General features: G+C 42.3%; 29 protein-coding genes and 1 pseudogene. 3 read left to right on the forward strand and 27 right to left on the reverse strand.

Annotated elements, in window-relative coordinates; all coding sequences use genetic code 11:
- The 27 genes and pseudogenes from TRESADRAFT_RS00425 to dctP form a co-directional block, all read right to left on the reverse strand.
- Nucleotides 1-238 (reverse strand): annotated as a pseudogene (locus TRESADRAFT_RS00425) (hypothetical protein); the annotation flags it as partial.
- 148 nt (nt 239-386) lie between these two features.
- Complete coding sequence (locus TRESADRAFT_RS00430) at nt 387-1,214, reverse strand: hypothetical protein (RefSeq protein ID WP_002701791.1); 828 nt, start codon at nt 1,212-1,214, stop codon at nt 387-389.
- A gap of 281 nt (nt 1,215-1,495) precedes the next feature.
- Entirely contained in the window at nt 1,496-1,795 is a 300-nt protein-coding gene (locus tag TRESADRAFT_RS00435; protein WP_002701793.1) for a type II toxin-antitoxin system YafQ family toxin, read from the reverse strand.
- Nucleotides 1,795-2,070: a type II toxin-antitoxin system RelB/DinJ family antitoxin gene (locus TRESADRAFT_RS00440; RefSeq protein ID WP_002701795.1), complete on the reverse strand. Its 276-nt coding sequence runs from the start codon at nt 2,068-2,070 to the stop codon at nt 1,795-1,797. The genes TRESADRAFT_RS00435 and TRESADRAFT_RS00440 overlap by 1 nt, the downstream gene beginning before the upstream one ends.
- Nucleotides 2,071-2,176: 106 nt before the next feature.
- Nucleotides 2,177-2,854 (reverse strand): NADase-type glycan-binding domain-containing protein, encoded by a 678-nt coding sequence (locus TRESADRAFT_RS16555; protein WP_245534311.1) that lies wholly within the window; start codon nt 2,852-2,854, stop codon nt 2,177-2,179.
- Nucleotides 2,855-2,959: 105 nt separating this feature from the next.
- A complete protein-coding gene (locus TRESADRAFT_RS00450) occupies nt 2,960-3,799 on the reverse strand; it encodes a hypothetical protein (RefSeq protein WP_002701798.1) in 840 nt (279 codons plus the stop codon).
- 6 nt (nt 3,800-3,805) lie between these two features.
- Complete coding sequence (locus TRESADRAFT_RS00455) at nt 3,806-4,222, reverse strand: hypothetical protein (protein WP_002701800.1); 417 nt, start codon at nt 4,220-4,222, stop codon at nt 3,806-3,808.
- A 188-nt stretch (nt 4,223-4,410) separates the two neighbouring features.
- Entirely contained in the window at nt 4,411-5,238 is an 828-nt protein-coding gene (locus TRESADRAFT_RS00460; protein ID WP_002701802.1) for a hypothetical protein, read from the reverse strand.
- A 283-nt stretch (nt 5,239-5,521) separates the two neighbouring features.
- Entirely contained in the window at nt 5,522-6,457 is a 936-nt protein-coding gene (locus TRESADRAFT_RS00465) for an SH3 domain-containing protein (protein ID WP_040841849.1), read from the reverse strand.
- Nucleotides 6,458-6,561: 104 nt separating this feature from the next.
- Nucleotides 6,562-7,650: an SH3 domain-containing protein gene (locus tag TRESADRAFT_RS00470; protein ID WP_002701806.1), complete on the reverse strand. Its 1,089-nt coding sequence runs from the start codon at nt 7,648-7,650 to the stop codon at nt 6,562-6,564.
- A 3-nt stretch (nt 7,651-7,653) separates the two neighbouring features.
- The gene (locus TRESADRAFT_RS15860) at nt 7,654-8,133 is read right to left on the reverse strand and encodes a M23 family metallopeptidase (protein ID WP_002701808.1); all 480 of its coding nucleotides are present in this window, start codon (nt 8,131-8,133) and stop codon (nt 7,654-7,656) included.
- A 268-nt stretch (nt 8,134-8,401) separates the two neighbouring features.
- Complete coding sequence (locus TRESADRAFT_RS14755) at nt 8,402-9,319, reverse strand: formylglycine-generating enzyme family protein (protein WP_002701809.1); 918 nt, start codon at nt 9,317-9,319, stop codon at nt 8,402-8,404.
- Between the two features lie 98 nt (nt 9,320-9,417).
- Nucleotides 9,418-10,251 (reverse strand): leucine-rich repeat domain-containing protein, encoded by an 834-nt coding sequence (locus TRESADRAFT_RS15520; protein ID WP_002701811.1) that lies wholly within the window; start codon nt 10,249-10,251, stop codon nt 9,418-9,420.
- Nucleotides 10,252-10,361: 110 nt separating this feature from the next.
- On the reverse strand, nt 10,362-11,333 hold the full coding sequence (locus TRESADRAFT_RS00480; protein ID WP_002701813.1) for a hypothetical protein: 972 nt from the start codon (nt 11,331-11,333) through the stop codon (nt 10,362-10,364).
- Nucleotides 11,334-11,446: 113 nt separating this feature from the next.
- Nucleotides 11,447-11,830: an Imm1 family immunity protein gene (locus tag TRESADRAFT_RS00485; protein ID WP_002701816.1), complete on the reverse strand. Its 384-nt coding sequence runs from the start codon at nt 11,828-11,830 to the stop codon at nt 11,447-11,449.
- On the reverse strand, nt 11,776-11,988 hold the full coding sequence (locus TRESADRAFT_RS16160; protein ID WP_159100010.1) for a hypothetical protein: 213 nt from the start codon (nt 11,986-11,988) through the stop codon (nt 11,776-11,778). Before TRESADRAFT_RS16160 ends, TRESADRAFT_RS00485 begins: the two co-directional genes overlap by 55 nt.
- A 157-nt stretch (nt 11,989-12,145) precedes the next feature.
- Complete coding sequence (locus TRESADRAFT_RS00490; RefSeq protein ID WP_141607014.1) at nt 12,146-12,772, reverse strand: hypothetical protein; 627 nt, start codon at nt 12,770-12,772, stop codon at nt 12,146-12,148.
- A gap of 69 nt (nt 12,773-12,841) precedes the next feature.
- On the reverse strand, nt 12,842-13,771 hold the full coding sequence (locus tag TRESADRAFT_RS00495; protein ID WP_217169636.1) for a PstS family phosphate ABC transporter substrate-binding protein: 930 nt from the start codon (nt 13,769-13,771) through the stop codon (nt 12,842-12,844).
- 49 nt (nt 13,772-13,820) lie between these two features.
- The gene (locus TRESADRAFT_RS00500; RefSeq protein ID WP_002701822.1) at nt 13,821-14,036 is read right to left on the reverse strand and encodes a hypothetical protein; all 216 of its coding nucleotides are present in this window, start codon (nt 14,034-14,036) and stop codon (nt 13,821-13,823) included.
- A gap of 131 nt (nt 14,037-14,167) precedes the next feature.
- Nucleotides 14,168-14,605: a hypothetical protein gene (locus tag TRESADRAFT_RS00505; RefSeq protein WP_002701824.1), complete on the reverse strand. Its 438-nt coding sequence runs from the start codon at nt 14,603-14,605 to the stop codon at nt 14,168-14,170.
- A 181-nt stretch (nt 14,606-14,786) separates the two neighbouring features.
- Complete coding sequence (locus TRESADRAFT_RS00510) at nt 14,787-15,596, reverse strand: hypothetical protein (RefSeq protein WP_002701826.1); 810 nt, start codon at nt 15,594-15,596, stop codon at nt 14,787-14,789.
- Between the two features lie 96 nt (nt 15,597-15,692).
- Nucleotides 15,693-16,463 (reverse strand): Imm6 family immunity protein, encoded by a 771-nt coding sequence (locus TRESADRAFT_RS16445; RefSeq protein ID WP_002701828.1) that lies wholly within the window; start codon nt 16,461-16,463, stop codon nt 15,693-15,695.
- A gap of 67 nt (nt 16,464-16,530) precedes the next feature.
- Nucleotides 16,531-18,141 carry a mannitol dehydrogenase family protein gene (locus TRESADRAFT_RS00520; RefSeq protein WP_002701830.1) on the reverse strand — a complete coding sequence of 537 codons (1,611 nt, stop codon included), beginning with the start codon at nt 18,139-18,141 and terminating at the stop codon, nt 16,531-16,533.
- The gene (uxuA, locus tag TRESADRAFT_RS00525) at nt 18,138-19,214 is read right to left on the reverse strand and encodes a mannonate dehydratase (protein WP_002701831.1); all 1,077 of its coding nucleotides are present in this window, start codon (nt 19,212-19,214) and stop codon (nt 18,138-18,140) included. Before uxuA ends, TRESADRAFT_RS00520 begins: the two co-directional genes overlap by 4 nt.
- 18 nt (nt 19,215-19,232) lie before the next feature.
- Nucleotides 19,233-20,528 carry a TRAP transporter large permease gene (locus TRESADRAFT_RS00530; protein ID WP_002701833.1) on the reverse strand — a complete coding sequence of 432 codons (1,296 nt, stop codon included), beginning with the start codon at nt 20,526-20,528 and terminating at the stop codon, nt 19,233-19,235.
- Nucleotides 20,529-20,543: 15 nt separating this feature from the next.
- Entirely contained in the window at nt 20,544-21,017 is a 474-nt protein-coding gene (locus TRESADRAFT_RS00535) for a TRAP transporter small permease (RefSeq protein WP_002701835.1), read from the reverse strand.
- Between the two features lie 99 nt (nt 21,018-21,116).
- The gene (gene dctP, locus TRESADRAFT_RS00540; RefSeq protein WP_002701837.1) at nt 21,117-22,109 is read right to left on the reverse strand and encodes a TRAP transporter substrate-binding protein DctP; all 993 of its coding nucleotides are present in this window, start codon (nt 22,107-22,109) and stop codon (nt 21,117-21,119) included.
- A gap of 177 nt (nt 22,110-22,286) precedes the next feature.
- Here dctP and TRESADRAFT_RS00545 point away from each other — a divergent pair, with 177 nt between their 5' ends.
- The 3 genes from TRESADRAFT_RS00545 to TRESADRAFT_RS00555 all read left to right on the forward strand — a co-directional run bounded on the left by TRESADRAFT_RS00545 (nt 22,287) and on the right by TRESADRAFT_RS00555 (nt 25,250).
- Nucleotides 22,287-23,000 (forward strand): GntR family transcriptional regulator, encoded by a 714-nt coding sequence (locus TRESADRAFT_RS00545; protein WP_002701839.1) that lies wholly within the window; start codon nt 22,287-22,289, stop codon nt 22,998-23,000.
- Between the two features lie 163 nt (nt 23,001-23,163).
- Entirely contained in the window at nt 23,164-24,333 is a 1,170-nt protein-coding gene (locus TRESADRAFT_RS14765) for a GGDEF domain-containing protein (RefSeq protein ID WP_002701840.1), read from the forward strand.
- The gene (locus tag TRESADRAFT_RS00555) at nt 24,330-25,250 is read left to right on the forward strand and encodes an HD-GYP domain-containing protein (protein ID WP_002701841.1); all 921 of its coding nucleotides are present in this window, start codon (nt 24,330-24,332) and stop codon (nt 25,248-25,250) included. The genes TRESADRAFT_RS14765 and TRESADRAFT_RS00555 overlap by 4 nt, the downstream gene beginning before the upstream one ends.
- Nucleotide 25,251 lies beyond the last annotated feature (1 nt).

A 25,251-nucleotide genomic window follows, 5' to 3' on the forward strand; every position in this document is an offset into this window, starting at 1 on the left:
ATTCTTTTTCGGTGTAATCGCGGACTGTTTTCAAAATCGCGAGGAACTTTTTTGCAATCAAAAGGATTGTCGGCTTGACTCTCTCAAAACTCACTTCGTCGGCAACATAAATATAGACTGAGTCGTCGTCGCAAACGTGCGGTTTTGTGATTCTGCAACAAAAATCACCATCTTTTTCTTTTTGGAGCACCAAATCTTCGATTTTGTACAAAAAATAATTTTCTGAATAACTCTGCATAATTTTCTCCTTCTGCGTAAAATCTTTCTCTTAATTTACCTTTTTATTTTTTGTTTTTTAGCCGTTTTTGCAAGAAAATGGGCTTTAAACAAATGTTTATTCCTCGTTGCAAAATCTCCTGCGGCTCACTCCATGCCATTGGTATCATTCAGTCATCAAGTTCCAGCAATTCCAGCCATTCTACTTCAACGGGGTGAATTTCTACTTCAATATCATGTTCCGTCCAGTCAAGATAATTGTTGAACTTGCTTAAATCCAACAAAACTATCTCGCAGTTTTTCGCCTCAAATGTTTGTGCTTGTTCTTTGTATGGATTGTACCATTCAGTTTTATATTCATCGACATAAAAAACAACGGTCGGATTATATTCCGGCTCAAGAAGCGTATACAGTTTTTTCACAATCGGAAGAATTACCTCTGCATACTCTTTTGAACTTAAATCAGGGGCTTTGCTCTTTGCTTGTGGAAGTTTTATATAAATCCAGCTTTCATAATCCTTGCTTGCCTTATATTCCTCATAGGTTGAGTCTTTGGACCATTTGCTAAGATTTCGGCTCATGCCTCGGAATTCAAGAAATGAGTATTTTATGCCGTTGTCGTTTAGTATTTTCTCGACATCTGCTCGGAGCTGTTTTTCAAACAAACTCACATGTGCGTGTGTGACGAAATCACCTCTACTATTACAGACCGTGTAATATCTGTGCAATACATTTTCGTTTCCAGAACTGCTGCTTGCAGGTCTTACATTTCCTGTAAATCCTGAGTACCCTCGTTCAAAATGGAATAACGGATCTCTGCCTGTAACATATTTTTCCACAACGAATTCCATTCCGTACTGCTCTTCAAGGCTCTGCAAAATAAACTTCTCGAACTCAGCCCTGTTCTTGTAGACTTTTATTCTTTTCACTTCGCCAAAACAGCCCGTGAAACAAGTCATAATTAACACACTGGAAATTAAGTTTTTAATTACCTTCATATTCACCTCCGAATTTTACTTTTATTATTGAACTGCCTTCCTCACATTCAACTTTTATTTTTTTATTAGTCTCCAAAGCTTTTTTCATTACGGAAATTAGTTTAGGATCATCTTTTTTTTCTAAAAAGGGCAGGCCAGTGTGCCTGTCGTCATAACAATGAGTTAAACCGCAAAAACGGTTCTACCAACGGCAAAATTAGCGCAAAAGTTGCGGTGGCACAAAGCCACGAAGAGCAACTTTTGTGACAAAGTTTTTATCGGTTTTGAAGCTTTGTTATGTGTTATTTCTTAAAAATATCGCTGTGAGTTCCTGTATTAACTAGTGTCAGTACAAGAACATTTTTCTTTATCTTGTCATCATATTCTTTTAAATACAGAAGAAGCCAGTCTGGTTGAATATGACATTCCCAAATTCCTTGGAAATTGCCGACAAGCTCATGATTGTGATACTTTTCTTCAAGAGGTTTATCTTCCATTAATTTATTTACAACTTCTTCAAGAAGCGAAATATCCAAACCACGCTTCTTTGCAAGCTTAAAACTTGACTTGAATTGCGAAGTTTTCTTTAAAATACATTCCATTATTCGCAATCCTCAAAAAGTTCTTTTGCACTTGAATACGATTTTACGCTTGAATCCTTGCTGATTCTGCGGGCTTCATCAATTGCTGCAAGAGTTTCTTCTGAAAAATTGTACTTTGGAGGAACAATATCAAATGGAATTCTCTGTTGATTTATGGACTGGCGCAAAAAAAGCCTTATGGCTGTAGTAATATCCAATCCTAATGAGTCAAAAAGAGATTCTGCTTCTAATTTTGTTTCTGTATCTACTCTTGTCTGTAAAACTGATGTAGCCATAATATACCTCCATTAAAATTGTTTCTAATACAAATATAATACAAATAGAGTGTATTTGCAATAAAAATATACAAAAAAAGCAAAGGCTTGACCTTGCTTTTTTTAACTAATCCCCGATAAGCCAACCATCATCTGTAAGAATATCAAACTCGGCAATACAGGTGTCATTATACTTAGTACCTTTGTATAAGTTGGTAGATTTTATACTAAAACCTCTTGAAGAAAAATCCACATCAAACACTTGAGGTTGAAGAGTTTCTTTCAAATCCACACTTATAGTATTATTACCATTTTTAATTGATAAAGTTTTTATTCTGTTATTTTCAATTCCTATTTTTTCTTGTTTAGGCAGCTTAATGTAAATCCAAGTCTCAAAATCATTTGTTTTCTTGTATTCCTCATAAGTTGAGTTTTTGGACCATTTGTTTATATTCCTGTCCATTCCGCGGAATTCCAGAATGTCATATTTCATTCCGATATCGGCAAAGATTCTATCGACATCAGCTTTGAGCAGCTTCTCGAACATACGGACATGTGCCTGTGTTTTGAAAGTTCCAGTTTCATTGCAGACAGTGTAATCGGTATATAGGTTATAGTTCTTATAAGATTCCGGAATGTCGGCAGGGCGCAAATAACCATAAAATCCATAATCCCAGCCTAAAGCCATTGTTGCATTACTTCCACTAAGAGCAGGAGTAATCTCAAACTGCATTCCATATTGCTCGCTCACCGCGTTCACAATATCCTGCTGTAACTCTTCTTTTGTGTTGTATTCTCTTTTCAATTTTCTTCCTCCAAAACAACTTGTGAAACAAGAGAAAAGAACGAGAAGAGACAGTATTGCGATGATTGTGAATCCGATTTGCTTGGCAAGCGATTTCATTTTCTGCTACTCCAGTCCGTTGGCTTTTTTCCACGCTGTGATGAACGGTTCTTCACTTGTTATATGTACTTCTCTTCTAAAATCCTCTTCTGTCCAGTCTAAGTAATTATTGTATCTCCCCAAATCAAGACATACAGCCACAGGATTCTTAATATCATCTACATATAATTTCTTCTCAAATTTAGAATAATATTCAGAATGGAATTCGTCCAAATAAAAAAGAAGAGTCACATTATATTCTGGCTCAAGAGCTGAATACAATTTCTTTACCATAGGCAAGACTATAGGTGCATAGTATTTTCTGTTAGATTCATGGTCAAAAGTTTTTTGAGGTGGCAACTTAATATAAATCCATGTCTCAAAATCATTTGTTCTCTTATATTCCTCATAACTTGAGTCTTTTGACCATTTGTTTATATTTCTGTCCATTCCGCGAAATTCCAGAATGTCATATTTCATTCCGATGTCGTCAAGGATTTTCTCAACATCAGCTTTGAGTTGCTTCTCAAACATACGGACATGTGCCTGTGTTTTGAAAGTTCCAGTTTCATTGCAGACTGTATAATCAGTATAGAGATTATAGTTCTTATACTCCTCACTATAATCAACAGGACGCAAATAACCATAAAACCCGAAGTCCCAGCCCAAAGCCATTGTTGGTGGATTACCACTAAGTCCCTTTCCGATTTCAAACTGCATTCCGTATTGCTCGCTCACTGCGTTCACAATATCCTGCTGTAACTCTTCTTTTGTGTTGTATTCTCTTTTCAATCTTCTTCCTCCGCCAAAGCAGCCAGCGAAATTGAGCAAAACCACCGCAAGCAAAACGATTTTTCCAAAATTCATCTTCTTCTACTCCACAACTATGCCGACTTCAACGCTTCTGTTGAAATTCTCAAAAGTGATAACACCATCTTTGCAAGAAAAGCAAACGTCAAACTGGTTGTTTACAGCTTCTTCCCACATATCGATGTAAAAATGCGTATCGTCTTCCATGCAAACCAAGCCCACGTCATATCCCAGCTCTGGGTATTCTTTTTCGGTGTAAACGCGGACTGTTTTCAAAATCGCGAGGAACTTTTTTGCAATCAAAAGGATTGTCGGCTTGACTCTCTCAAAACTCACTTCGTCGACAACATAAATATAGACTGAGTCGTCGTCGCAAACGTGCGGTTTTGTGATTCTGCAACAAAAATCACCATCTTTTTCTTTTTGGAGCACCAAATCTTCGATTTTGTCAAAAAAATAATTTTCTGAATAACTCTGCATAATTTTCTCCTTCTGCATAAAATCTTTCTCTTAATTTACCTTTTTATTTTTTGTTTTTTAGCCGTTTTCTCTCCAAAATAGGCTTTAAACAAAAGTTGTTTCAATACTTTCTTAAGAAAACGAGCCGACAACAAAATTATTCCTCGTTGCAAAATCTCCTGCGGCTCACTCCAGTCCGTTGGTATCATTCAGTCATCAAGTTCAAGCAATTCCAGCCATTTCTCTTCAACGGGACGAACCTCTACTTCAATATCATGCTCCGTCCAGTCAAGGTAATTGTTATATTTGCTCAGATCCAATAAAACTATATGACAGTTTTTCTTTTCATACTCCCTATCTTTTTCGTCGTATGGGTCATACCATTCAACTTTATATTCGTCGACATAGAAAACAACTGTAGGATTATATTCAGGCTCAAGAAGCGTATACACTTTTTTCATAATCGGAAGAATTACCTTTGCATACTCTTTCGGGCATGTTTCTGGATCTTTACTCTTCGCTTGTGGAAGCTTTATATAAATCCAGCTTTCATAATCTTTGCTTGCCTTATATTCCTCATAGGTTGAGTCTTTTGACCATTTGCTAAGATTTCGGCTCATACCTCGGAATTCAATGAACGAGTATTTTATGCCGTTGTCGTTTAGTATTTTCTCGACATCTGCTCGGAGCTGTTTTTCAAACAAACTCACATGTGCGTGTGTGACGAAATCACCTCTACTATTACAGACCGTGTAATATCTGTGCAATACATTTTCGTTTCCAGAACTGCTGCTTGCAGGCCTTACATTTCCTGTAAATCCTGAGTACCACCGTTCAAAGTAAAATAATGGTTCGTCGCCTGTAACATCTTTTTCCACAACGAATTCCATTCCATACTGCTCTTCAAGGCTCTGCAAAATAAACTTCTCGAACTCAGCCCTGTTCTTGTAGACTTTTATTCTTTTCACTTCGCCAAAACAGCCAGTGAAACTAAACAACGCAAAAACTCCCAAAATCGCCAAAAACTTTTCTTTCATCCTCTCCCTCCAAAGCAACTTGTGAAACAAGTCATAATTAACACACTGGAAATTAAGTTTTTAATTACCTTCATATTCACCTCCGAATTTTACTTTTATTATTGAACTGCCTTCCTCACATTCAACTTTTATTTTTTTATTAGTCTCCAAAGCTTTTTTCATTACGGAAATTAGTTTAGGATCATCTTTTTTTTCTAAAAAGGGCAGGCCAGTGTGCCTGTCGTCATAACAACTGCTTAAACCGCAAACCGGCTTGACCGGTTTGAAGCTTTGTTATGTGTTTTTATTTCATCGCATCAGCACTTTTTTGGTGTTCTTCCATAATCGGATCCCAGTAAGCATGATATGAGTTTATATAATCTAGGTTCTTTGAATAAAAAATACCATATTTGATGTATGAATCTCTTAAATTCGATGACCTGCTGTATATTGAACCAAAAATACTTTCGGAAGAATACAAAGCCTTCAAGAAAGTTTTTACACTAAGATTAAAGTTTGAACTGTCTTTATCTGTGTTTTTAACATTTTTTTCATTATATAAGACGCCCCACTGACAATAGGGAATGTATCGTTGTCCATTTACCGTAAAAGAAAACTCGGTGATATTTCCAATTTTGTAAACTATTGTTTCATCTTCAGGCGTATAATCATCATCACCTGCAAACATAAAGGCAGATTTGGTGACTACAGACATATTCTTAAAATCAATCTGCCATTTTCCGAATGCACCCGCTCCTCTTTCTTCAATCTGTAGTTTAAATTCTCCGTCTTCCTCAAAACATAAAATAGTGCGGTCGTACTTATCGTTGTCTTCTATCCAATGAGATTTTGAAAGATAATTTTTGAAATTCCAGTCTGTCCAGCCTTTCGTTGAAAAAGTCGCCTGTTTTGCTGAAAGATATCCGCCGAACACCCAGCCATATTCCGCTTCAAAATCTTTCCATTCGTAGCGGGGAAGCAAAATCTCTACCCACGGAGCTGTAATTCCGTCTATCGTTTCTTCTTTACCGATTGCCACAACTTTTACTGGGGAACGATGTGTAAGTCCGCAGAGTCTGTTTGATTTGAGGGAAGGATAATCGCGAACCTTCAATCCGTCTTCTGAATTGACATACATTGTGTCGATGACTTTTCCATTTTCATAAAAACGACTTTTATCGGCAAATACTGAAGTGAGCAAAATTACAAAACTGAATAATATACAAATTACTTTTTTCATTCTTACTCCAAGCGCCCCAAGTAGCGGGCGTCCACATAACAATTGCTTAAACCGCAAACCGGCTTGACCGGTTTGTCGGCTTTGAAGCTTTGTTATGTGATATTCTACTTCAAATACCCGCCGTAGCACCATCCGATTAGTCCAGGTCTTATTAAATGCCCCTCAGGAGTTCTAGAACCTTTCTGTATTTTTACTTTTACCCAATTACTCTTTATTCCACCAATTATGTCAGATTTTCCAATTTCAAGAATTTGAACTTTTGAACCTTCTGACATTACAGTAAGCCCTTCTGATGAAGTTGCTTCTTCAGAACGTAATTTTAAATTTTCTTTTACTGTCATTATTGATTCTAAAGTAAATGATGTTTTTTGTGTCAGTTCATAATCACAAGAACCGTCGGCATGACGTGGCCAAATAACTTTGCTTATATTATAAGTTTTGCCTTTTATAAACTTGATACATTCATCTTCAAGATTATTATCAACATTTACAAATGTCATAAAGAAATCATCATCAATAAAAACATTTAGGTAATCACCATCAAAACTACAAGTAAGAATATGTCTCTCATTTTCTTTAAATTGATTGGTATATTTATTTTTTGTATAATTCCAAACTGAATAATCATATAGATGATAAATCTTGTCTTCTATTCCATTGAATATTCCCAAATAATTATTTATCGAAAATGAAATATTGATATATAAATTATTTACATATAATCTTGTTAAATCCATATAATCTTGCCACGGCCAATCATGATCCAATTCTACAGGTCTACCTTCAACATATTTTTTTATATTTCCTTCATTCTCAAAAATGATATTTATGTCATTTTTATATATTGAATCTATACAATATTTTGCAATCCAATTTCCATTCTTTAACCTTTCATCCGCTACAGCACTATTCTTTATTTTTATATCTTCAATATTTATACAACCAGATTCTCCTTTATCTGTGTAAGCTTTTATAAAATGGATACCATACTCTTTTTCATTCCAAGATAAAAATTCTGAATTATTATTAAGTATTTCTCCTTTTTGTAGAATTTTAATAACTCGATAATGTGGTATAGGATTTTGAGTTAATTCTGCTTCGCTAATTACTTCATATTCAATATAAGGGCTTGCAAAAGTAAAAAACATTGTAGTAATCGCTAAAAAAAACAGAGAAAATTTTTTTTTCTTCATACACTATTCACTCCATCTATCATTATGTCTAAAAGGATTATAAGAGTTACACCTAGATGATGTAATTTTGCCATTTTCAGAATTATAAAAATCTTTTAACGCACCAACTATTACCAATTGGACATGCAAATGTGTACCCCAACCAGCATTAAAATATTGAGGATAATTTTCTACGCGAACAGAGTTTTTAAATACACCGCCACATTTGGAATAACATTTTCCGGTATTTCCTGCTTTTCCTAACTTTGAACCTGGCGAAAGTATATCGTTTTTATTTACAGAAATAGTCTTTAAATGTCCTAAAATATAAAATTTCTTTTTATTATTTAAATTTTGACAAATAATAAAATTTCCAAAATCGACATCTTTTCCTACGACCAAAACTTCTGCAAAAAGATTATATGAAAAAAATAAGGCAAAGAATATAAAAAAACTTTTTTCATTTTTACTCCTTCGAAAGCGCCCCAGTGCGGGCGTCCACATAACAATTTGCTTAAACGGTTTTGCGGCTTGACCGCAAAATCCGCTTTGAAGCTTTTGTTAGGCTGTAATATTTCATACAGATTTTACATGCCTTTTATACTTTTGGAAATAAAATCCGTATATTTTTAGAAGCAATGCTTCTGTTTCTCAAATCCTAAGCGACGAAAGTCGCGTACAACCGCTTCTTTGTCACCGCCCTAAAGTTCAATTCATTTTATAATCGGGCTTGACCCGATTATAAAATATTCCTTATCAATTCTCTTTGCTCTCATTTGGCTCCACCTCTTGCGGCATATTCCCATTCAGCTTCGGTGGGAAGGCGGTAGCCATCGGCATTCCAGTCGCAGTGGATTTCGGCGTCCTTTCCACCTTCGCCGAAGTAGACATCGTGCATTGTGTAGATGTCCACCCGCCTGTGCAAGTCTGAATCGTCAATAACATAGTAACACGGCGAAAGCCCTTCATCTCGACTCCGTGCGTTGCAGTAGAAAACTGCATCGTACCAGTTCACTGTTTCCACGGGGTATGAACCGCCTTCCTTGAATTCGCTTGTGTTCGCGTAGAACTGAGCGTATTCTTTCTGCGTTACCTCGTGGATACACATATAAAAGCTATCCACGCTCACTTTGTGCGCTGGGAAATAATATTCATTTATTAGCCCCCTCTTACCTAGCGTTTCATCTTCCAGTATCTCATCGCTTCCCATGACAAACGAACCGCCTTGCACAAAAACAAAATCGTCCGCAACGGTTGTGTCTTTCGTTGCGTTTCTTACCACGCGGAAGCCGAAATCTGTTCCGAGTCCTGTATCTGTGGAAGCTCGGCGGAAAATGTTGTTGCAAAAAATCGCTCTGTCAATATAACTTCCGCCTCTTGCAACTCTGCAATCCCCAGAATCAGCACCGCGCGGATTTTTCTCAGGGCTTTCTTCGTAGTATTTTCCTTTGTAAAAATCCCAGCACCATTCGCAGACATTGCCGCTCATATCGTACAGTCCGAGCGAGTTGGGAGCTTTTGTCATCACTTCGCGAGTTCTATCTCCGCTGTTTTTCTCGTACCAGGCAACGCTGTCGATGTCGTCACTTCCGCTGTAGGCAAACTCGCTTGCTTTTTTCTTTCCGTCCGCACTCGCCACGCTCAATACACAAAATGCCAAAATGCAGATGATGATTTTCTTTGCTTTCATTTTTCGCCCCATATACCACAAAAAAAGCGGCTCATTGAGCCGTCAGCCTAACAACTGGTTGTACCGCAGCGGGCTTGACCCGAAGGTCGTAACCTTTGTTATGTGATTTTACATTTATCATAATTATCGATTCTTTCGTATTTTATTTTTTTACTAAACAAATCGCTTTTACTACAATTGTCATCATATAGACGTTGTGCTTTTTCCGAATATTCAGAATAAACAGTTAGGGGGCGACTATAAATAGGACTGCATCGATATTTTAATCCGTTCCAAAAATGTTCGTCAATCAGAGCTAGCGGTACTGTAAGTTTTACGCCGTTGAATTTTATATCATGCCAATACCGAGCTTCTTTCGGGAGGGTTACAGACTGACTACGAGGATTTATAAACAAAAGCGTATTGTTAGTCAGATTTATCAAACAGTTGTCTATCAGCTTGTAAGATGGATTTCTTAAAAGCACTTCCGTGGTTTTTGAATAAGTCCCGAAAGCCGTCGTAGAACATTTTATCAACGAAGATGGTACTTTTATCAAATCAAGATTCTTGTTGAAGGCTTTGAATGAAATTGATTTTAATGACTTAGGCAAATCGTAATTATCCAATGATGTGTTTTCAAAAGCGCAAGGACCAATTTCTTCCAGAGTCGTTGACCAGTTTATGCTCAGATTACGGCAGTTCGCAAAAGCCCCTTCATCGATTAAGCGTATAGAATCGGGCATTCGTACTTTCTGCAATTTTACACAGCCAGCAAAGCAACCTTCGGCAATTATTGTTATGCCCTTTGGAATTACGATTTCTTCTGTAGTTTCTTGTTCTACGTCTGAGCTTTTAAAATAAAACGAATCTTCCCAATATCTTGTACCTCTTGAATAATCAAGAATCGTGCCTGCTGGAATTATATATTTAGTATCTTCGTTATATGTATTCAAAATTATATCCTATCTCCAAGCGCCACTAAGTAGTGGGCGTCCACATAACAATTGCTTAAATGTTGACTAGCTTGACTGCGACATTTTCTTTTAAGCTTTCTTTTGTGATTTTACTTCATCTCCTCAGCTTTTTTCTGGTGTTCTTCCATAATCGGATCCCAATAGTCGTGATATTGCTGTTCGTAATCCGTGCCTTCTGGCGACAATCCATATTTAATAAAATTCTGAATATCCGAGTCTTGTATTTCGTTGAACCGTTTTTTTTGATAAACATAAAACTCAAAATAGTTCCTGAATTGTTTATAGTCATAGTAATTTCCGCTGTGCCATTGAAAATCATCGGTTTCGTAAAGTTCGCGTCGGGTAAAAAGTTCCGGAAAATCTGCGGGAACATAGTAAAACAAATCTAACGCACTTGATTCTTTTGTTCTGACGTGCAGATTATCACTGAATTCCAAGGTGTAGGTCTGGTTGTAAATCTCGCTGCTGGGCGGTTGCTGAATTGAGTGAGAGCGGATTTGTGTGTCAGAAATATTGCTGATTTTGATTTTCTTGCCGCTTAAAATCTGATAGTTGAAAGTCCATGTTTTGGAAGAGGACATACTTTTTCCTGTTATTTCAGCCTTGCCGTTTTCATAAAAATTTACCGCTCCCCAGTTGTCATACCAAACCAGCATCTGCCATTCCTTTGACATGAGATAACGCTTTACAGCTGCACTGTCCCAATTCGAGCTGTCAAATTCAGGCTGTTCTTTTACCAGATACCCGCCGAACACCCAGCCGTATACAGGCTCTTCGCTTTTCCACTCGTAACGTGGAATCAAAATCTCTACCCACGGAGCAGTAATTCCGTCAATCGTTTCTATTCGCCCTAATGCCACAATTTTGACAGGAAGCCTGTGCACAAGTCCGCATAGTCTGTTTGATTTGAGAGAAGGATAATCCCTAACTCGCAAGCCTTCCTCGGAATTCACATACATTGTATCGAGGACTTTTCCATTTTCATAAAAACGACTTTTATCGGCAAATATTGAAGTGAGCAAAATTACAAAACTAAATAATATACAAATTACTTTTTTCATTTTTCTCCAAGCGCCCCAAGTAGCGAGCGTCCACATAACAATTGCTTAAACCGCACAGGCCTTGAGCCTGTGTCGGCTTTGAACTTCTTGTTATATGATTGTTCAACGGTCGGTTACAATTCTTCCCATTCTATACATTTTGGTAATTGCTTTGTGTAAAAAAATTCCTCAACGGCTGACACGGCTTTTTCAACTTCAACAATTGAATAATTTGCAACTTCGATTTCTTCATTATCCGTATTAGTATAAAATACACTAATACCTGATGAATCCAAAATAGGATTTGCATTTACGGAAGAAAAGCCAGGATCATCTTCATTTCGGAAATAACTCAAACAGGCATATATTCCATTTACACCCATTATCATATATGGAAATTTTTCATTTGGTGAAATAATGAACTCATTAACACCTTTTTCTGTTCTATTTTTTAGAACTTCTTTTAACTCATTGATATTATCACATTCCTTTTTTCCAGTAAAATGTTCAATAAGCATATTTTATATCCTCCTTTATATTGTGGACTAATTTTTGGAGCATTACTTGTTCCTGTATATATTTTTGTATAGTCTATGGCTTTACTATTATTTGCTTTTGCATTTTTTGGAGGAACTACAGTCAACGCAGTTCCTTCTGGCAAGAAAGTAGCTGTCATAGTATTACAGTATCCACAAGTTCCATTTTCCTCTGCGCCACAAGTAGCGGGCGTCCACATAACATTTTATTTTAAACCGCAATGGGATTGTCCCACTGTCGGTGTTATACGTTATGTTTTTATTAATCTTATGAAATCTACTGTTTGCAGGAGTTTTTTAAGCTCCTTTACAAGTGCAAATCATATCTTCCCATAAATATTCTATGTTTATCAATATTCCATTTACAGTTTTTATATGGATTAATTGACCATTTTGGAGTTTCTCTATTTCATGAGATTGAATTAAGGTGGAATTATTTATTGCATATCCTAAAGATTTATATCCTGGATCTGAAAGACAAGTTCCATAAAAATTGATTTTTTTTATATTTGTATTTTTAAACATATCTTCCAATTTATTTAGAAACTTCTCATAAGATTTTGTTTCAAAAACAGTTTTATTTTTCTTATCAAAGATTTTATAAGTTGAAAATGTAAGGAATCCATTATTTTCACAGAAAATCGCATAGTCATGCTTTCCATAATAAGTTATGCCATTTTGTTCAAATAATCCATAAGAGCCGATTGGCTTTATATTAGAAACAGAATTTTTTCTTGTAACTAAGATACAGAGAAAACAAATGATAGGAAGACCTATATAAAAAACTAATGAAATAACTATAACTTTTTTTGTATTTCTTTTTTTTAAATTATTTAATGCAATATTACGTTCTTCTTCGGATTTACATTCATTTTTTATCTTTTGTAGAATTGCAGAATTTTTTTTAAGTTCTCTTGAAATCAATTTATATATTACAACAGAAGTGCAAATAATAAAAAAAACTATAATTGAAATAAATATAATCTTCATTTTTTATTTTCCCAACGGTACATAACCATTATTCTCGATAATTCCCTGCCCCTCCGGCGAAAGAATCCAGTCTATTACGTTTTTGACATTTGCATTTTTATTATCTTTTCTGTATACAGCATAAAAATAAGAAGATAGAGGATATTTTCCGTTTTGGATATTTTCTTTTACAGGTGGAATTCCATTCAGCGAAATCATTTTTACTTTTTCATTTCGTGTGATTCCTTCTACATAGTAACGGAATGAATATCCAATGGGCTTACCAATTAAAATTCCAATTGGATTTGTTAGAGTCTTTTCTCCATTCATAAAGTTTAAAAATGCCGTTTGGCTTCCGCTTCCTTCCTTTCTTTGCCACGCTGCAATTAAACAGTTTTCTCCACCAAGTTTTTTCCAGTTCTCAATTTTCCCAGAATAGATTCCTTTTATCTGATTAACTGACAAATCAGTAACGGGGTTGTTTACATTTACAATAAATACAAAGGCTTCCAAACCAATTGGAACAAATTCCAATTCTACATTATTTTGTTCTGCGTATAATAATTGTTCTTTTGAAGGCGCAGCACAAAACACAATATCAGAAGTTCCGTCAACAACAGACTTGTAAGCGCCCCTTGTATTGCTCATTTGAACTTTGCTTTCTTCAGTAAATTTTTTGCCGTCAAAGCAAACTGATTCTTCAGGGTAAATTGCTGATGCAATGGCAGAAAAAACAGGATACAATGCGCTTGCTCCGTCAAGGATTGGAATATTTTCGTTTATTTTAAAATTCGATCTTGTATATTGTATTTTAGAGTTTTTATCAAACGGAAGATATTCATTCAAACTGATTGCAAGTGTTGAAGCTTCGTTACTTCCGGCAACTACTGATATCATTCCAGAATTTTTATGAACTATATTAAATTTTATTCCATAAAATATAAGACTTGTCATCCCTAATATGGAAATGATAATAAAAAGTACAATAAAACTTTTCTTCATATTACATTCCGTGAACAGCAATTGAATATATTATAAAAAGCAAAAAACCGCCAATTATTGCAATCCAAGCCACAATCAATACTGCAGAAATTATTATATGTTTTTTTATTTCTTTTCTTTTTTCTGAGTTTTCTTTATTTGTCCTGCAAAATCGGATTATAGAAGATATCATCCAAATTAGTGCCAAAACCGGAAGTGCTAAAATTATAAATTCCATTTTTTTTCTCCTCCAAAAAGCGCCCCAGTGCGGGCGTCCACATAACAATATTTATAATTATTATCTATTTCTCTTATGATTTTATTATTTTTTGATGCAAGTTGAGCTAAGTCAGTGATTTAAAATGTTTATTATGTATCGTATATTGAAAGCATAAAAAAAGTAGAATCTTTTATTTTTTTTGTTTCCACTTCATACCTTATTTTTTTCGAAAAGTAATTAGTAAACGCTTTCACTATTTCTTTAATTGTTACATTGCTATTTTCTGTTTCAATATATAATTCAATTATATCCCAATACTCTTCAAAATTGAATTCTATTTTTTTTCCAAAAACATTCCATAAGATAACAATATGATTGTCATCAATTATTATGTCGCCGAAAGCTTCTCTTGATTCAAAAACTATATTTGGATTTGTTTTGAAAACTTCTTCATACAAATCCCCCATTCTGCTGTAAAGTATCTTTTCTGTTTTAAGCCTTTCTTCTTCATCAGTGATTATTTTATTAATATTATTGAAAGTTTCACCGTTGAATTTAATAATTAAATTACTCATTACATTTTTCATAGAAAATTCCCATTTTCAATATCATACCACTGGAGTGTCACCATAACTAGCGTTTTAAACCGTAAAAACGGTTTTGCCCAACGGGCAAAATTGGCGCAAAAGTTGCGGTGCCGCAAAGGCACGAAGAGCAACTTTTGCGACAAAGTTTTTATCGGCTTTGAAAACCTTGTTATGTGTACTTCTAAATTGATACAAAATAACAAAGTGCATCTTTTTCAAGTAAGTTTCTTTGTTCCTCTATCAATTCTTTATTTATATTTCCAAATTTTTCTATTTGATTTTTCATTAATTGTTCATATTCTTCAATTGACAAATGGGCAGCAAGCCTTTTTTTTACTTTTTCAGAACCAAACTTTAGAATTCTGAAGTTTTTTTCGTACGAATCATACTTAAACCTATTTATTCTTCCAAGAACACTTATCCTGTGATTAACAAAAGCTTCAACGATTACCTTTAAATCATTATCTGAGTTGTCTTTCAAAATATTATGAATTTCTTCATCAGAAATTTCCCGGTTGTTAACATATCTATTTATTGCTTCACAAACATCAGCAATATCATGAGGAGAATACCCATTGCCACCATTACAAAGATAGTTAGGAAATAGAGAGGACAATACAGAATCCTGTGTATAATCTGTTTCTTTCTGCCCCTCAAACATTTTATCAAAGACACGTGTTTTGCAGATTTCTTTATTTTCGTTCACAGATAATAGTGGATATTTTTGCTTTGAAAACCCATTTATTATCTCTTTTAATTCATTGTCTGAATAATTGTAGATTTTATTACTCTTTAATTCTTTTTTAATTTCATCAAAAGTTATACCATTCTCATAAGTCATCACATCTTCATATTTTGGACTATCATTAAGAAAATAAAACGCAAATAAAACTTTTCTTTGGTTTTCAGAGAGCCCATCTCTAATATCAAATTCTATATTGTTATTTCTTATTTTCGTCGAAACAGTTTTTTTATTATAAATCCAAAACATATATTACCTTCATATTTGCGCCCCAAGTAGCGGGCGTCCACATAACAACTGGCTGTACCGCAGGCAGCTCGACCCGCTGTCGGCTTTGAACCTTTGTTAGGCTTTTTGGTTATTGAAACAATCTTCATATAAATTTTCTAAAAATTCTACTTCCTCAGAACTACATAATTTTAAAGCATTTATCATATGTGTGAAAATTGTATCATCAACCATTTCAATAGGTTCTGGAAAATATTTTTCTCCATTAACTAGATATATTTCTTTTGTTATATAAGCAATGGCATCTATTATGCAATCCCAAGCATCCCTTATTTTTTCATCAATCTCCATTTCTTGAAAAATGGTAAATCCATTATTCTCATTATCCAAAAAATTATACAAAACTTCGCCATTTCCTTTTTCTGTTTGTACAAATGTTAATGCTATTTCTATTGCATTATTAATCAAAGTTAATTTTTCAGTATCTACAATATAGCGAGAAGCTCTTTCTGCTAATTTTATAGCAAATACACACTTATTTTTTTTATTCAACTTAAATATTTCCATAGTATCCTCCACTATTGTATATATTTTCCATTCATCATCACAAAATTGCTTTTTCCACTTACATTTACATTTGGTAGAACCTCTGATGTAACTTCTATGCGAAGCTTTGGATATTTTAGGCTCAGCTGCTTCAACACTTGGTTTGACAATATCATTATCTAAACCTTGAATACATTTTCTACATACACCTGAAGGATTTGATTGATGAATTTTCCCCCCTCTGACATCTTCGGGCTTTGTATCAGCGCTCTGCACGGGCACGCGTAAAATCAGGCGGACACAAAAACCGGCGCAAAAAAAAATGCCCGGGCCATCTGGCACATGGCGTGCGATTCAGGCTCGGGACGTTTTTCAACCGCTCAAAGCGAATTGGAGCGGGCGCGGATTGTCACGCGAGGTGCTTTTTGAGCGTCGCGCGGACTGCGCCAGCTCCCAAAAGCTCCTCCCTGAACATCGACTCGACTTTTGCGGCGATTCCCGCCTCGTACAGGTCAATCCCGAAAATCTTGTCGTTCGCGAGGATTTTTCTCAGCTGGTCCCCGCAGCTTTCGGGCTTGTTCCAGACGATTCCGGCAAGAGACGCGCGAAGCTCGTCCGCCATCGGGTCGGGAGAAAGCTCGAACGAGTTCCCGTCGTCGTCCACGGCAAGAAGGTAGCGGCACCATCCGGCAATGGCAAGCGGAATCGCCTCAAGCTTGGAGGCATCGCCGTATTTCTCGACATAGCTTTTTATCGTCTCGCCGAAGCGGATTCCTACTTTCTGCGACGTGTCGCACGAAATGCGCTGCGGGGTGTCCGGAACGAACGGGTTCGGAAGGCGCGTGTTTATGACCTCGTCGACGAACTGCTCAGGAGAAAGTATCCCCGGATTCGTGACGACGGGCATTCCCTCGGAAAGGCCGATTCTCCGCACAAGCTCAGAAAGCTCCGCGTCCTTCATCTCGTCCGCAATCAGCTTGTAGCCGAGAAGGCAGCCGTACACCGCGAGCGCCGTGTGGAGCGGGTTCAGGCACGTCGTAACCTTCATGCGCTCGACGCTGTTCACGGTGTCGCGGTCGGTCATGTAGACGCCGGCTTTCTCAAGCGGGGGGCGTCCGTTGGGGAAGTTGTCCTCGATGACGAGATATTGCGGGCCTTCCGCGTTGACGAACGGCGCGATGAACGTCTTCTTCTCCGTGACGAACGGGCGCATGTTCTCGATGCCGCTCGATTCGAGCTCCCTGCCGATTTCCTCGCTCGGGCGCGGCGTGATTTTGTCTATCATCGACCACGGGAACGACACGCGCTTCTCGTCGCTGATGTATTCTATGAAATCCCTGCCGACGAATCCTTTCAGGAGCCATTTTTCCGCCATCGTCATGACGGAATCCCGGAGCTTCTTCCCGTTCCGCGAGCAGTTGTCCATGCTGACGAGAGCGACCGGGGTGGCGCCGCTTACGAACCGGTGGAAGAGAAGCGCCGTCACCTGCCCCATCGCGCTTGTCGCGCCGCACGGCCCCTTCTCCATATCGCCCTGTATATATGGAAGAAAACCGCCGTCCGCGTTCGTCAGCGCGTATCCTTTTTCCGTTATCGTGAAGCTCGCCATCTGCAGGGACGGGGACGCGAAAATCTGCTTCATCCGCTCCCATTCGGCGGCGTTCGACGGGCTTGAGCGGACGGCCTCCGAAAGCGACGCGATGATTCTCCTGTCGGACGAGCCGTCGGGACGGAGCGTTACCGCGAGGACGAGGTTGTCGTACGGCTTGTAGATTTCGTCGATGATGTCGAAGCTGAACGTCTCGGCGCAGATTATCCCGGTTTTGCACAGGTTCTGCTCGAGGAGCGAGTCTGCTATTCCGCCGATGAACATGCGGAAAATGTTCCCCGCGCCGAAATGAACCCACGCCGGATTCCTCACGGTCCGCACGCGCGCCGCTTCTATGTCGTATGACGGAAGCGCGACGCCGGCACGCTTCCATCCTTCCCTGTCGCCGAGCCCCTCAAGAGTCATCCTCATTTTTCCGCCTCCGATTTCTCGATTGCCTCCCAAAGGCCGCAGATGTATGCGGCCCCGAGCGCACGGTCGTACAACCCGTAGCCGGGCATCGCCTTCTCTCCCCAAATCATCCTTCCGTGGTCCGGGCGGATTGGTCCCTCAAAGCCGATGTCGTACAGCGCCCTGACGATTGCGTTCATGTCGAACGAGCCGTCGCTCGAAAGGTGCGCCGCCTCCTCGAAATCGTTCCTGCCGTCGTTGAACTGCAAATTCCGCACGTGCGCGAAGTGGATTCTCCCTTTCAGCGCGCGAATCATCGCGGGAAGGTCGTTCTCCGGGTTCGTGCCGTAGCTTCCGGCGCAGAACGTGACTCCGTTGTGCGGATTGTCCACCATCTTCATCATGCGCTGGATGTTCGGCAGGCTCGTGATTATGCGGGGAAGCCCGAAGACGCTCCATGACGGGTCGTCGGGGTGAATCGCCATTTTTATGTCGTACTTGTCGCAGACGGGCATTATCGCCTCGAGGAAATATTTGAGGTTCCCGAAAAGGGCATCCTCCGTAATCCCCTCGTACATCTTGAAGAGGTCCTTTATCCGCGCCATGCGCTCAGGCTCCCAGCCGGGCATGACCGTCCCGTTCATGTCGCCCGCGATGCTGTCGAACATCTTCTCGGGGTCAATCGCGTCCACGGCTTTCTGGCTGTACGCCATGACGGTCGAGCCGTCCGGACGAACGCGGGCAAGCTCCGTCCTCGTCCAGTCGAACACGGGCATGAAATTGTAGCAGACCATGTGGATATCGTTCTTCCCGAGGTTCTCGAGCGTCTGTATGTACGCGTCGATATCCTTGTCGCGCCCCTCGCCCGCCGTCTTTATCGCGTCGCTCACGTTGACGCTCTCGATTCCGTCAAGCGTGAGCCCGGCTTCCTCGACCTCGTCCTTGAGCGACTTTATCTCCGCCGCGCTCCAGACCTCGCCGGGCATTTTGCCGTACAGCGTCGATATCACGCCCTTGACGTAAGCCGTCTGGCGGATTTGCCTCAATGTTACGGTATCGTATTTCGAACCGAACCATCTCATCGTCATTTTCATATCAAAATCTCCTAAAAATCAGCCTGCCACGCCAAAAATCATGTTCGGGATGAACAGGACGAGCTTGGGGCAGAACACCAGAATCGCAAGCTCCACCAGAATCGCCAGAAGGAAAGGCAGGCTTTCCTTCGTGTATTCCTCGGGCGGGCAGCCGATGATTCCGCAGACCGTGTAGAGCGCGGAGCCGATGGGAGGCGTCATGACGCCAAGCGTCACGATTGTCGCCATGAGGACGCCGAAATGCACCGGATCCATCCCCACGCTCGTCACCATCGGAAGGAAAATCGGCGTGAGGAGAAGGAAGTTGACGTTGCTGTCGACGAACATGCCAGTGATGAACAGGAAGCCGAGCATAATCATCGTGAGAATCTGCGGGTTTTCAGTGATTCCGAAGATGAACGTGCTGAGCATGGCGGGAAGCTTGACCCACGTGATTGCGTAGCTGAACGGCCCCGACATGGCGATTATCAGCATTATCGCGCCGTTGTCCTTTATCGTCGTTATGAGCGCTTCCTTGAAGTTCTTCCAGTTGAGCTTCTTGTAGATGAATTTGCCGACGACAATCGCATAGACGACCGCGAACGCGCCCGACTCAGACGGGGTGAACAAGCCGAAGCGGATTCCGACGATAAGGATAATCGGGAACAGGAGAGCCCAGACGGACACCTTGAGGTTCAGAAGCACCTCGCGCAGGGTGAGCTTGGGAGCGTCGGCGGCAGGCGGATCGAATTTCCGTATCCGGCTCGTAATCGTCGTCGTTCCCATCAGGAAAAGCATCATCAGGATTCCGGGGATGATTCCCGCGGCAAAAAGGCGCCCGATGGAGACATCCCCGACGAAGCCGAATATGATGAGGCCGAGGCTCGGCGGAATCGTCGCCGTTATGAGCGCCGTAAGGCAGTTGACCGAGCAGATGTATCCCTTCGTGTATCCGCGCCTCATCATCTCGGGCGCGAGGATTCTCGTCTCCATCGCTGCATCGGCAGTCGCCGAGCCGGAAACGCCGCCCATCAGCGTGGACATCACCACGGAAATCTGCGCCGTCCCGCCGTACATGCGCCGCGTCAGGAGCCGAGAAAGCCCGAGAAGCTGCTCCGTGATTCCGGAGACGTTCATCAGGTTTCCAGCGAAAATAAAGAACGGCACCGCGAGGAACGTGAACGACTGGCTTTGGATAACAATCGTCTGCACCGCCGCCTCAAAGGGAAGTATCGGGTTGCTCATAAAATAGGCGAACCCCGCTATTCCTATCACAAATGCTATGGGCATTCCCAGAAAAAGGAAGACCACAAAACTCAACAGAAGAAGTGTCATGTTCTCTCCGCAAAACTATTCGCTTTTATTGAAATGCTGTATGCATTTTACTATTTTCACGACGGTCGAAACCGACATCGAGAATGTCGCGACGACAAGGCTCAGCGTCATCAGCGAGTAAGGAATCGGTATCGACTGGTACGTCCTGAGCCGCTCCGTCCACGCAAGGCGAATCCCGAAAACGCATATAACAGCAGTCACGCAGAAAATCACCATGTACAGGGCAATAAGCACGACCTTCTGCATCTTTTTCGGGAAGAACCTCGTCACTATGTCGATTCCGATGAGCTGCCCGCTCCTCCACGCGATGTCCGCGCCGAGGAACGACGTCCACGCGAGGAAGAACATCGCCAAATCCATGTTCCACGACATCGATATTTTCAAGAAGCGCAATATCGCCGAGGAGAACACGAGGATTATCAGGAACACGAAGCCGGCCCCGCATACCGCCGTCTCAATCCGGCAGCACCATTCATATATTTTTTTCATAACCACTTCCAAAACGCAAAACGGCTCCCCTCTTTCCGACACGGGCAAAAGGGAGCCGGAAAAACACCTTGCAAGGCTGTCCGGAATGACAGCCGGCCGCTATTTAAGCTCGCTGAAAAGCCTGTCCTTCAGCCCAGCGGAGAACCCGAGGTCGTTGTTCGTGTACAGAGGCTCGATTGCCTTCTGGAATTCGGCAATATCGACGTCCGTAATCGTGACGCCGTTCTTCCTCATGTTGTCGTAGAACCCCTTCTCCTCGCCAGCGATTATCTCGCCGTACTCGACGGCAGCATCGCGCATAATCTTGGTGAAAAGCTCGCGGTCGGCGGGCGACATGCTGTTGTAGAACGCGGAAGAGCAGACGAACGCCGACTGGAGCATGTAGTGCTTCGTCATCGCGAGGTTCTTGATGACCTCGTAAAGGCGCGCGCCGTCAGCCGTGGCGACCTGAACCTCGCAACCGTCAAGCGTCTTCGACTGGATTCCGGGGAAAACCTCGCCCCACGAGATTCCGATGTTCGCGAAACCGAGATACCGCGCGAGGTTGTTTCCGATGGAATTTCCGAAACCGCGGATGCGGAGCCCCGACAAGTCGCTGACATGCTTCACGGGCGTCGTCGTGTAGAAGCAGCGGAAACCGTTGTACATGTTCGTGATGTACACGATTCCCTGCTTCTCAAGCTCCGCCTGCCATTCCTTGAAAAGCGCCGTGTCAGGAAGTTTCTTCAAGACCGCCGGGTCGGTCAGGATGTAGGGCGCCATGAGGATGTTCAAATCCGGAATCTTGAACTGGCTCGCGAGCCGTCCGGGGTCGCTCGGGACGACAAGGCTTATGCCGAGCTTCGCCTGCGTCACCAGCGCGTCCGTATCGCCCGAAAGCGCGCCCGCAACCTGAACGGTGGCGTTGAACCGTCCCGTCTCGTTGAGCTTGTCGGCGACAGCCTGCATCATGCGGCTCTGCCCCGTCGTCGCCGCCTCGGTCCCCGCGAACGTGACGGGAATCTTCGCGTCGGAAGCCTTCTTCGTGCATGAAGAAAAGAGAACGCCGCACAGAATCGCGGCACCGATAGAATATAAAACCGTTTTTTTCATAAAAAACTCCTCCTTACTGACATGCTGACATGTTAGTGTATAACATATCCGTCGTCAAGAAAAAATGCCGCAAAAAATGAAAAAACTGATAGATTTTCAGTCCGACACATCAAAACCGCAGGGCAAGCGCGTTTCCGTTTCCTTGACATCACCTTTTTGCAATGATAACATGTCAGCATGAGAAAAAATGACTCAAGCGTACAGAGCGCCGTATACAATGCGCTCAGGAACAACATAATGACACTGGTTCTCAAACCGGGCACGACGATGAGCACGCAGGAAATCGCACAGAAGCTCAACGTCAGCAGGACGCCCGTCAGGGAGGCGTTCATCCGCCTGCAGCGGGACGGTCTTGTCGACATCCACCCGCAGAAGGAAACGCTCGTCTCTCGGATAGATTTCTCAAAAGTCGAGCAGGAGCGTTTCGTCCGCGAGAGCCTCGAATGCGCGAACATCGACCTTCTTGTCGAGCGCTGCACGCGAAAGGACGTAAACGAGCTTGAGCTGAACCTCGAGAAGCAGCGCTCCACCGTGCGGACGTGCGACTACAACTCGCTCATCAAGCTCGACAACGACTTCCACGCGTACATGTTCAAGGTCACGGGGCAGGTTCTCAGCTGGGAGACAATAGAAAACACGAGCAACCATTACGCCCGCATCAGGATGATTACCGTCTGGAACAAGGACATCATGATGGAGACAATCCTCCAGCACCAGAAAATTCTGTCCGCGATACAGGAGCAGAACGCCGAATACGCGAAGATATACACGAAGGCGCACCTGCACAAACTCGAGAACCAGCTCAAATCGCTGATGAGCGAATACCCCGACTATTTCGTCACCGAATCCATCCCCGCCGCGGAGCGGTTCGAGGCAATCCTGGCGCAGTAAACGGCAGGCAGAAAATTCCCCCTGCCGGAAGACGCGCGGGAACGTGGAACTTCCGGCAAATCGCCTTATTTTTTTCCGAGAAATTCTTTTTCCATGTTAGAATTGAACGCATGGTGCAGAATTGTTCCATAAAAAAAGCACACGATTCTTACAGGAAAAGGGCATGTCACCAAAATCATTCATATATTACGGTTTCGACCGGAACACATACTATCATTGCATAGACATGATACGCTCGACGAACAGGAAGCACGCGATAATAATGACCACGTGGTTCCTAATCATCAACGTGATATACATGACGTTCAGCGCGACGAACATCATGGGCGTGACGCAGGAGGAAATTCCGTTCTATGCGGCATACACAATCGTCGCGATACTGTTCTCCCTCGCGCTCAAATTCCTGCCGCAGCTCACGGAGCGGCGGAGCGCGCTAATAACGTACACGAGCACCCTTACGCTGATGTCATACGGAATCCTCAATTCGATAGCCCATCCGTACATGCCGGCGACGATGTACCTCGTCCTGTTCATGCTCGCCTCCCTCCTCTACATCGGGAACATGCCGAACACGATTTTCCTCGCGCTCGCAAGCAACGTCGCGTTCGTCGCAACGTCGTTCCGATTCAAGACGTTCTCTATCGCGTACAGCGACACGTACAACGCGCTCATCATCTCCGTCATATCAATCGGACTGCACTACATGTTCCAGCGCACGAGGATAAGCCAGTTCGAGCTTCTCCACAGGAACCTCCAGATACAGCAGGAGCTTGAGGTAAAGTCGAGCTTCGACTCGCTGACCGGGCTTCTGAACAGGGGCAGGTTCTTCTCAATCTCGGAAGCAATTCTGAGGAAATGCGGCGGGGAATTCAAGGTTCTGTGCCTCGTCGATTTGGACGGATTCAAGCAGATAAACGACAAGCTCGGCCACCAGATGGGCGACAAAGTGATACAGACCACCGGAAGCACCATAAAATCGGCGCTCGACATCGAAAAGGAATGGGGGAAAGACCGGCAGACATCGAAATGGGATTTGACGAAGCGCATAAGCGTTGCGGGAAGGCTCGGGGGCGACGAGTTCATCCTGCTGCTGAGGGGAAAGGACACCCGCGCGGAGCTGGCGGCAGTGCTCGAGCATCTTCTTTCCGCGCTGAACGCGGTGAAGTTCGACGGCGTGAACGGAATCCGCGCGTCAATCGGGGCGACGGAGATACGGGACGGCGAATTCGACATGGACGACGCCTATTCCCGCGCCGACGACGCGCTGTACGAGTCGAAGCGCTCTGGCAAGAACGCGATACACTTCCACGAGGACAAGGAGCAGATGCAATGAACGAACTTTCCCAGATAATGATAGCCGCGGGCGCACTCCTCATAGCGGCGGATATCGTTTTCTATATATGGCTGATATTTTTCCGTCATTCGGTACTGACGCGGCAGACAAAAGCAAACGCAGGCTTCTCGCTCCTCTTCGCGACAAGCCTTGTGTTCGTGCTGGGGCTTTACGTGCTCATCTATTCGATACACTTCCTTTCCATATATATGGGGATAATGCTCCTGACGGGAAGCATCATATCGAGCGCGGCACTTTTCGGGTTCTACTCGTGGATGTGCAGGATGGAGGCGCAGGGGATGGAAATACTCGAGGCGCTCGTCGGCATCATCGAGGCTGGCGACCCGAACCTCGACGGGCATTCGATACACGTGCGGAACCTTTCCATGCTCCTGTACGACAGCCTTCCCGGACGACTCAAGAAGCTCGCAAACAGGGACTCGCTGATGTACGCCGCGCTCCTCCTCGACGTGGGTAAGCTCGGCGTCCCGAGGAGCATCATCAACAAATGCGGCAAGCTCGAGGAATCCGAATGGGAGCTTGTCAGGCGGCATCCGGAGATAGGGATGAAAATCCTCGCCCCGCTAGAAGGGTTCGGGACGATCGCCACCTGGGTGAAATACCACCACGAGCGCGTCGACGGAAGCGGATACTACAAGCTTTCCGGAAAGGACATCCCGTTCGCATCGAGGCTCATAGCCGTCGCGGACACGTTCTCCGCGATAACGATGGCGAAAAACTACAAAGCGGCACTCTCATACGAGGACGCGCTTTCCGAGCTGCGCCTTGCCGCAGGAACGCAGCTCGACGCGGAGCTTGTCGATTATTTCTGCTCCATCCCGCTGCACAGAATCGAAACGTGCATGGAGGGAGTCAGGAAGACGATGGAGCGGTACAAGGAAGAGAATTTCCGATGAT

This window comes from Treponema saccharophilum DSM 2985, from assembly GCF_000255555.1.
Classification (GTDB): domain Bacteria; phylum Spirochaetota; class Spirochaetia; order Treponematales; family Treponemataceae; genus Treponema_D; species Treponema_D saccharophilum.

Bases quoted from the DNA above. Each gene is read 5' to 3' on its own strand.
- TRESADRAFT_RS00465 (WP_040841849.1), bottom strand. From the start codon at position 6,457: ATGAAAAAAGTAATTTGTATATTATTCAGTTTTGTAATTTTGCTCACT.
- TRESADRAFT_RS00510 (WP_002701826.1), bottom strand. From the start codon at position 15,596: ATGTTTTGGATTTATAATAAAAAAACTGTTTCGACGAAAATAAGAAAT.
- TRESADRAFT_RS00480 (WP_002701813.1), bottom strand. From the start codon at position 11,333: ATGAAAAAAGTAATTTGTATATTATTTAGTTTTGTAATTTTGCTCACT.
- TRESADRAFT_RS00470 (WP_002701806.1), bottom strand. From the start codon at position 7,650: ATGAAGAAAAAAAAATTTTCTCTGTTTTTTTTAGCGATTACTACAATG.
- uxuA (WP_002701831.1), bottom strand. From the start codon at position 19,214: ATGAAAATGACGATGAGATGGTTCGGTTCGAAATACGATACCGTAACA.
- TRESADRAFT_RS00495 (WP_217169636.1), bottom strand. From the start codon at position 13,771: ATGACAAGTCTTATATTTTATGGAATAAAATTTAATATAGTTCATAAA.
- TRESADRAFT_RS15860 (WP_002701808.1), bottom strand. From the start codon at position 8,133: ATGTGGACGCCCGCACTGGGGCGCTTTCGAAGGAGTAAAAATGAAAAA.
- TRESADRAFT_RS14755 (WP_002701809.1), bottom strand. From the start codon at position 9,319: ATGAAAGCAAAGAAAATCATCATCTGCATTTTGGCATTTTGTGTATTG.
- TRESADRAFT_RS00430 (WP_002701791.1), bottom strand. From the start codon at position 1,214: ATGAAGGTAATTAAAAACTTAATTTCCAGTGTGTTAATTATGACTTGT.
- TRESADRAFT_RS00440 (WP_002701795.1), bottom strand. From the start codon at position 2,070: ATGGCTACATCAGTTTTACAGACAAGAGTAGATACAGAAACAAAATTA.
- dctP (WP_002701837.1), bottom strand. From the start codon at position 22,109: ATGAAAAAAACGGTTTTATATTCTATCGGTGCCGCGATTCTGTGCGGC.
- TRESADRAFT_RS00450 (WP_002701798.1), bottom strand. From the start codon at position 3,799: ATGAATTTTGGAAAAATCGTTTTGCTTGCGGTGGTTTTGCTCAATTTC.
- TRESADRAFT_RS00485 (WP_002701816.1), bottom strand. From the start codon at position 11,830: ATGCTTATTGAACATTTTACTGGAAAAAAGGAATGTGATAATATCAAT.
- TRESADRAFT_RS16160 (WP_159100010.1), bottom strand. From the start codon at position 11,988: ATGACAGCTACTTTCTTGCCAGAAGGAACTGCGTTGACTGTAGTTCCT.
- TRESADRAFT_RS00500 (WP_002701822.1), bottom strand. From the start codon at position 14,036: ATGGAATTTATAATTTTAGCACTTCCGGTTTTGGCACTAATTTGGATG.
- TRESADRAFT_RS14765 (WP_002701840.1), top strand. From the start codon at position 23,164: ATGTCACCAAAATCATTCATATATTACGGTTTCGACCGGAACACATAC.
- TRESADRAFT_RS00535 (WP_002701835.1), bottom strand. From the start codon at position 21,017: ATGAAAAAAATATATGAATGGTGCTGCCGGATTGAGACGGCGGTATGC.
- TRESADRAFT_RS00505 (WP_002701824.1), bottom strand. From the start codon at position 14,605: ATGAAAAATGTAATGAGTAATTTAATTATTAAATTCAACGGTGAAACT.
- TRESADRAFT_RS00545 (WP_002701839.1), top strand. From the start codon at position 22,287: ATGAGAAAAAATGACTCAAGCGTACAGAGCGCCGTATACAATGCGCTC.
- TRESADRAFT_RS00435 (WP_002701793.1), bottom strand. From the start codon at position 1,795: ATGGAATGTATTTTAAAGAAAACTTCGCAATTCAAGTCAAGTTTTAAG.
- TRESADRAFT_RS00455 (WP_002701800.1), bottom strand. From the start codon at position 4,222: ATGCAGAGTTATTCAGAAAATTATTTTTTTGACAAAATCGAAGATTTG.
- TRESADRAFT_RS00460 (WP_002701802.1), bottom strand. From the start codon at position 5,238: ATGAAAGAAAAGTTTTTGGCGATTTTGGGAGTTTTTGCGTTGTTTAGT.
- TRESADRAFT_RS00530 (WP_002701833.1), bottom strand. From the start codon at position 20,528: ATGACACTTCTTCTGTTGAGTTTTGTGGTCTTCCTTTTTCTGGGAATG.
- TRESADRAFT_RS00555 (WP_002701841.1), top strand. From the start codon at position 24,330: ATGAACGAACTTTCCCAGATAATGATAGCCGCGGGCGCACTCCTCATA.
- TRESADRAFT_RS00520 (WP_002701830.1), bottom strand. From the start codon at position 18,141: ATGAGGATGACTCTTGAGGGGCTCGGCGACAGGGAAGGATGGAAGCGT.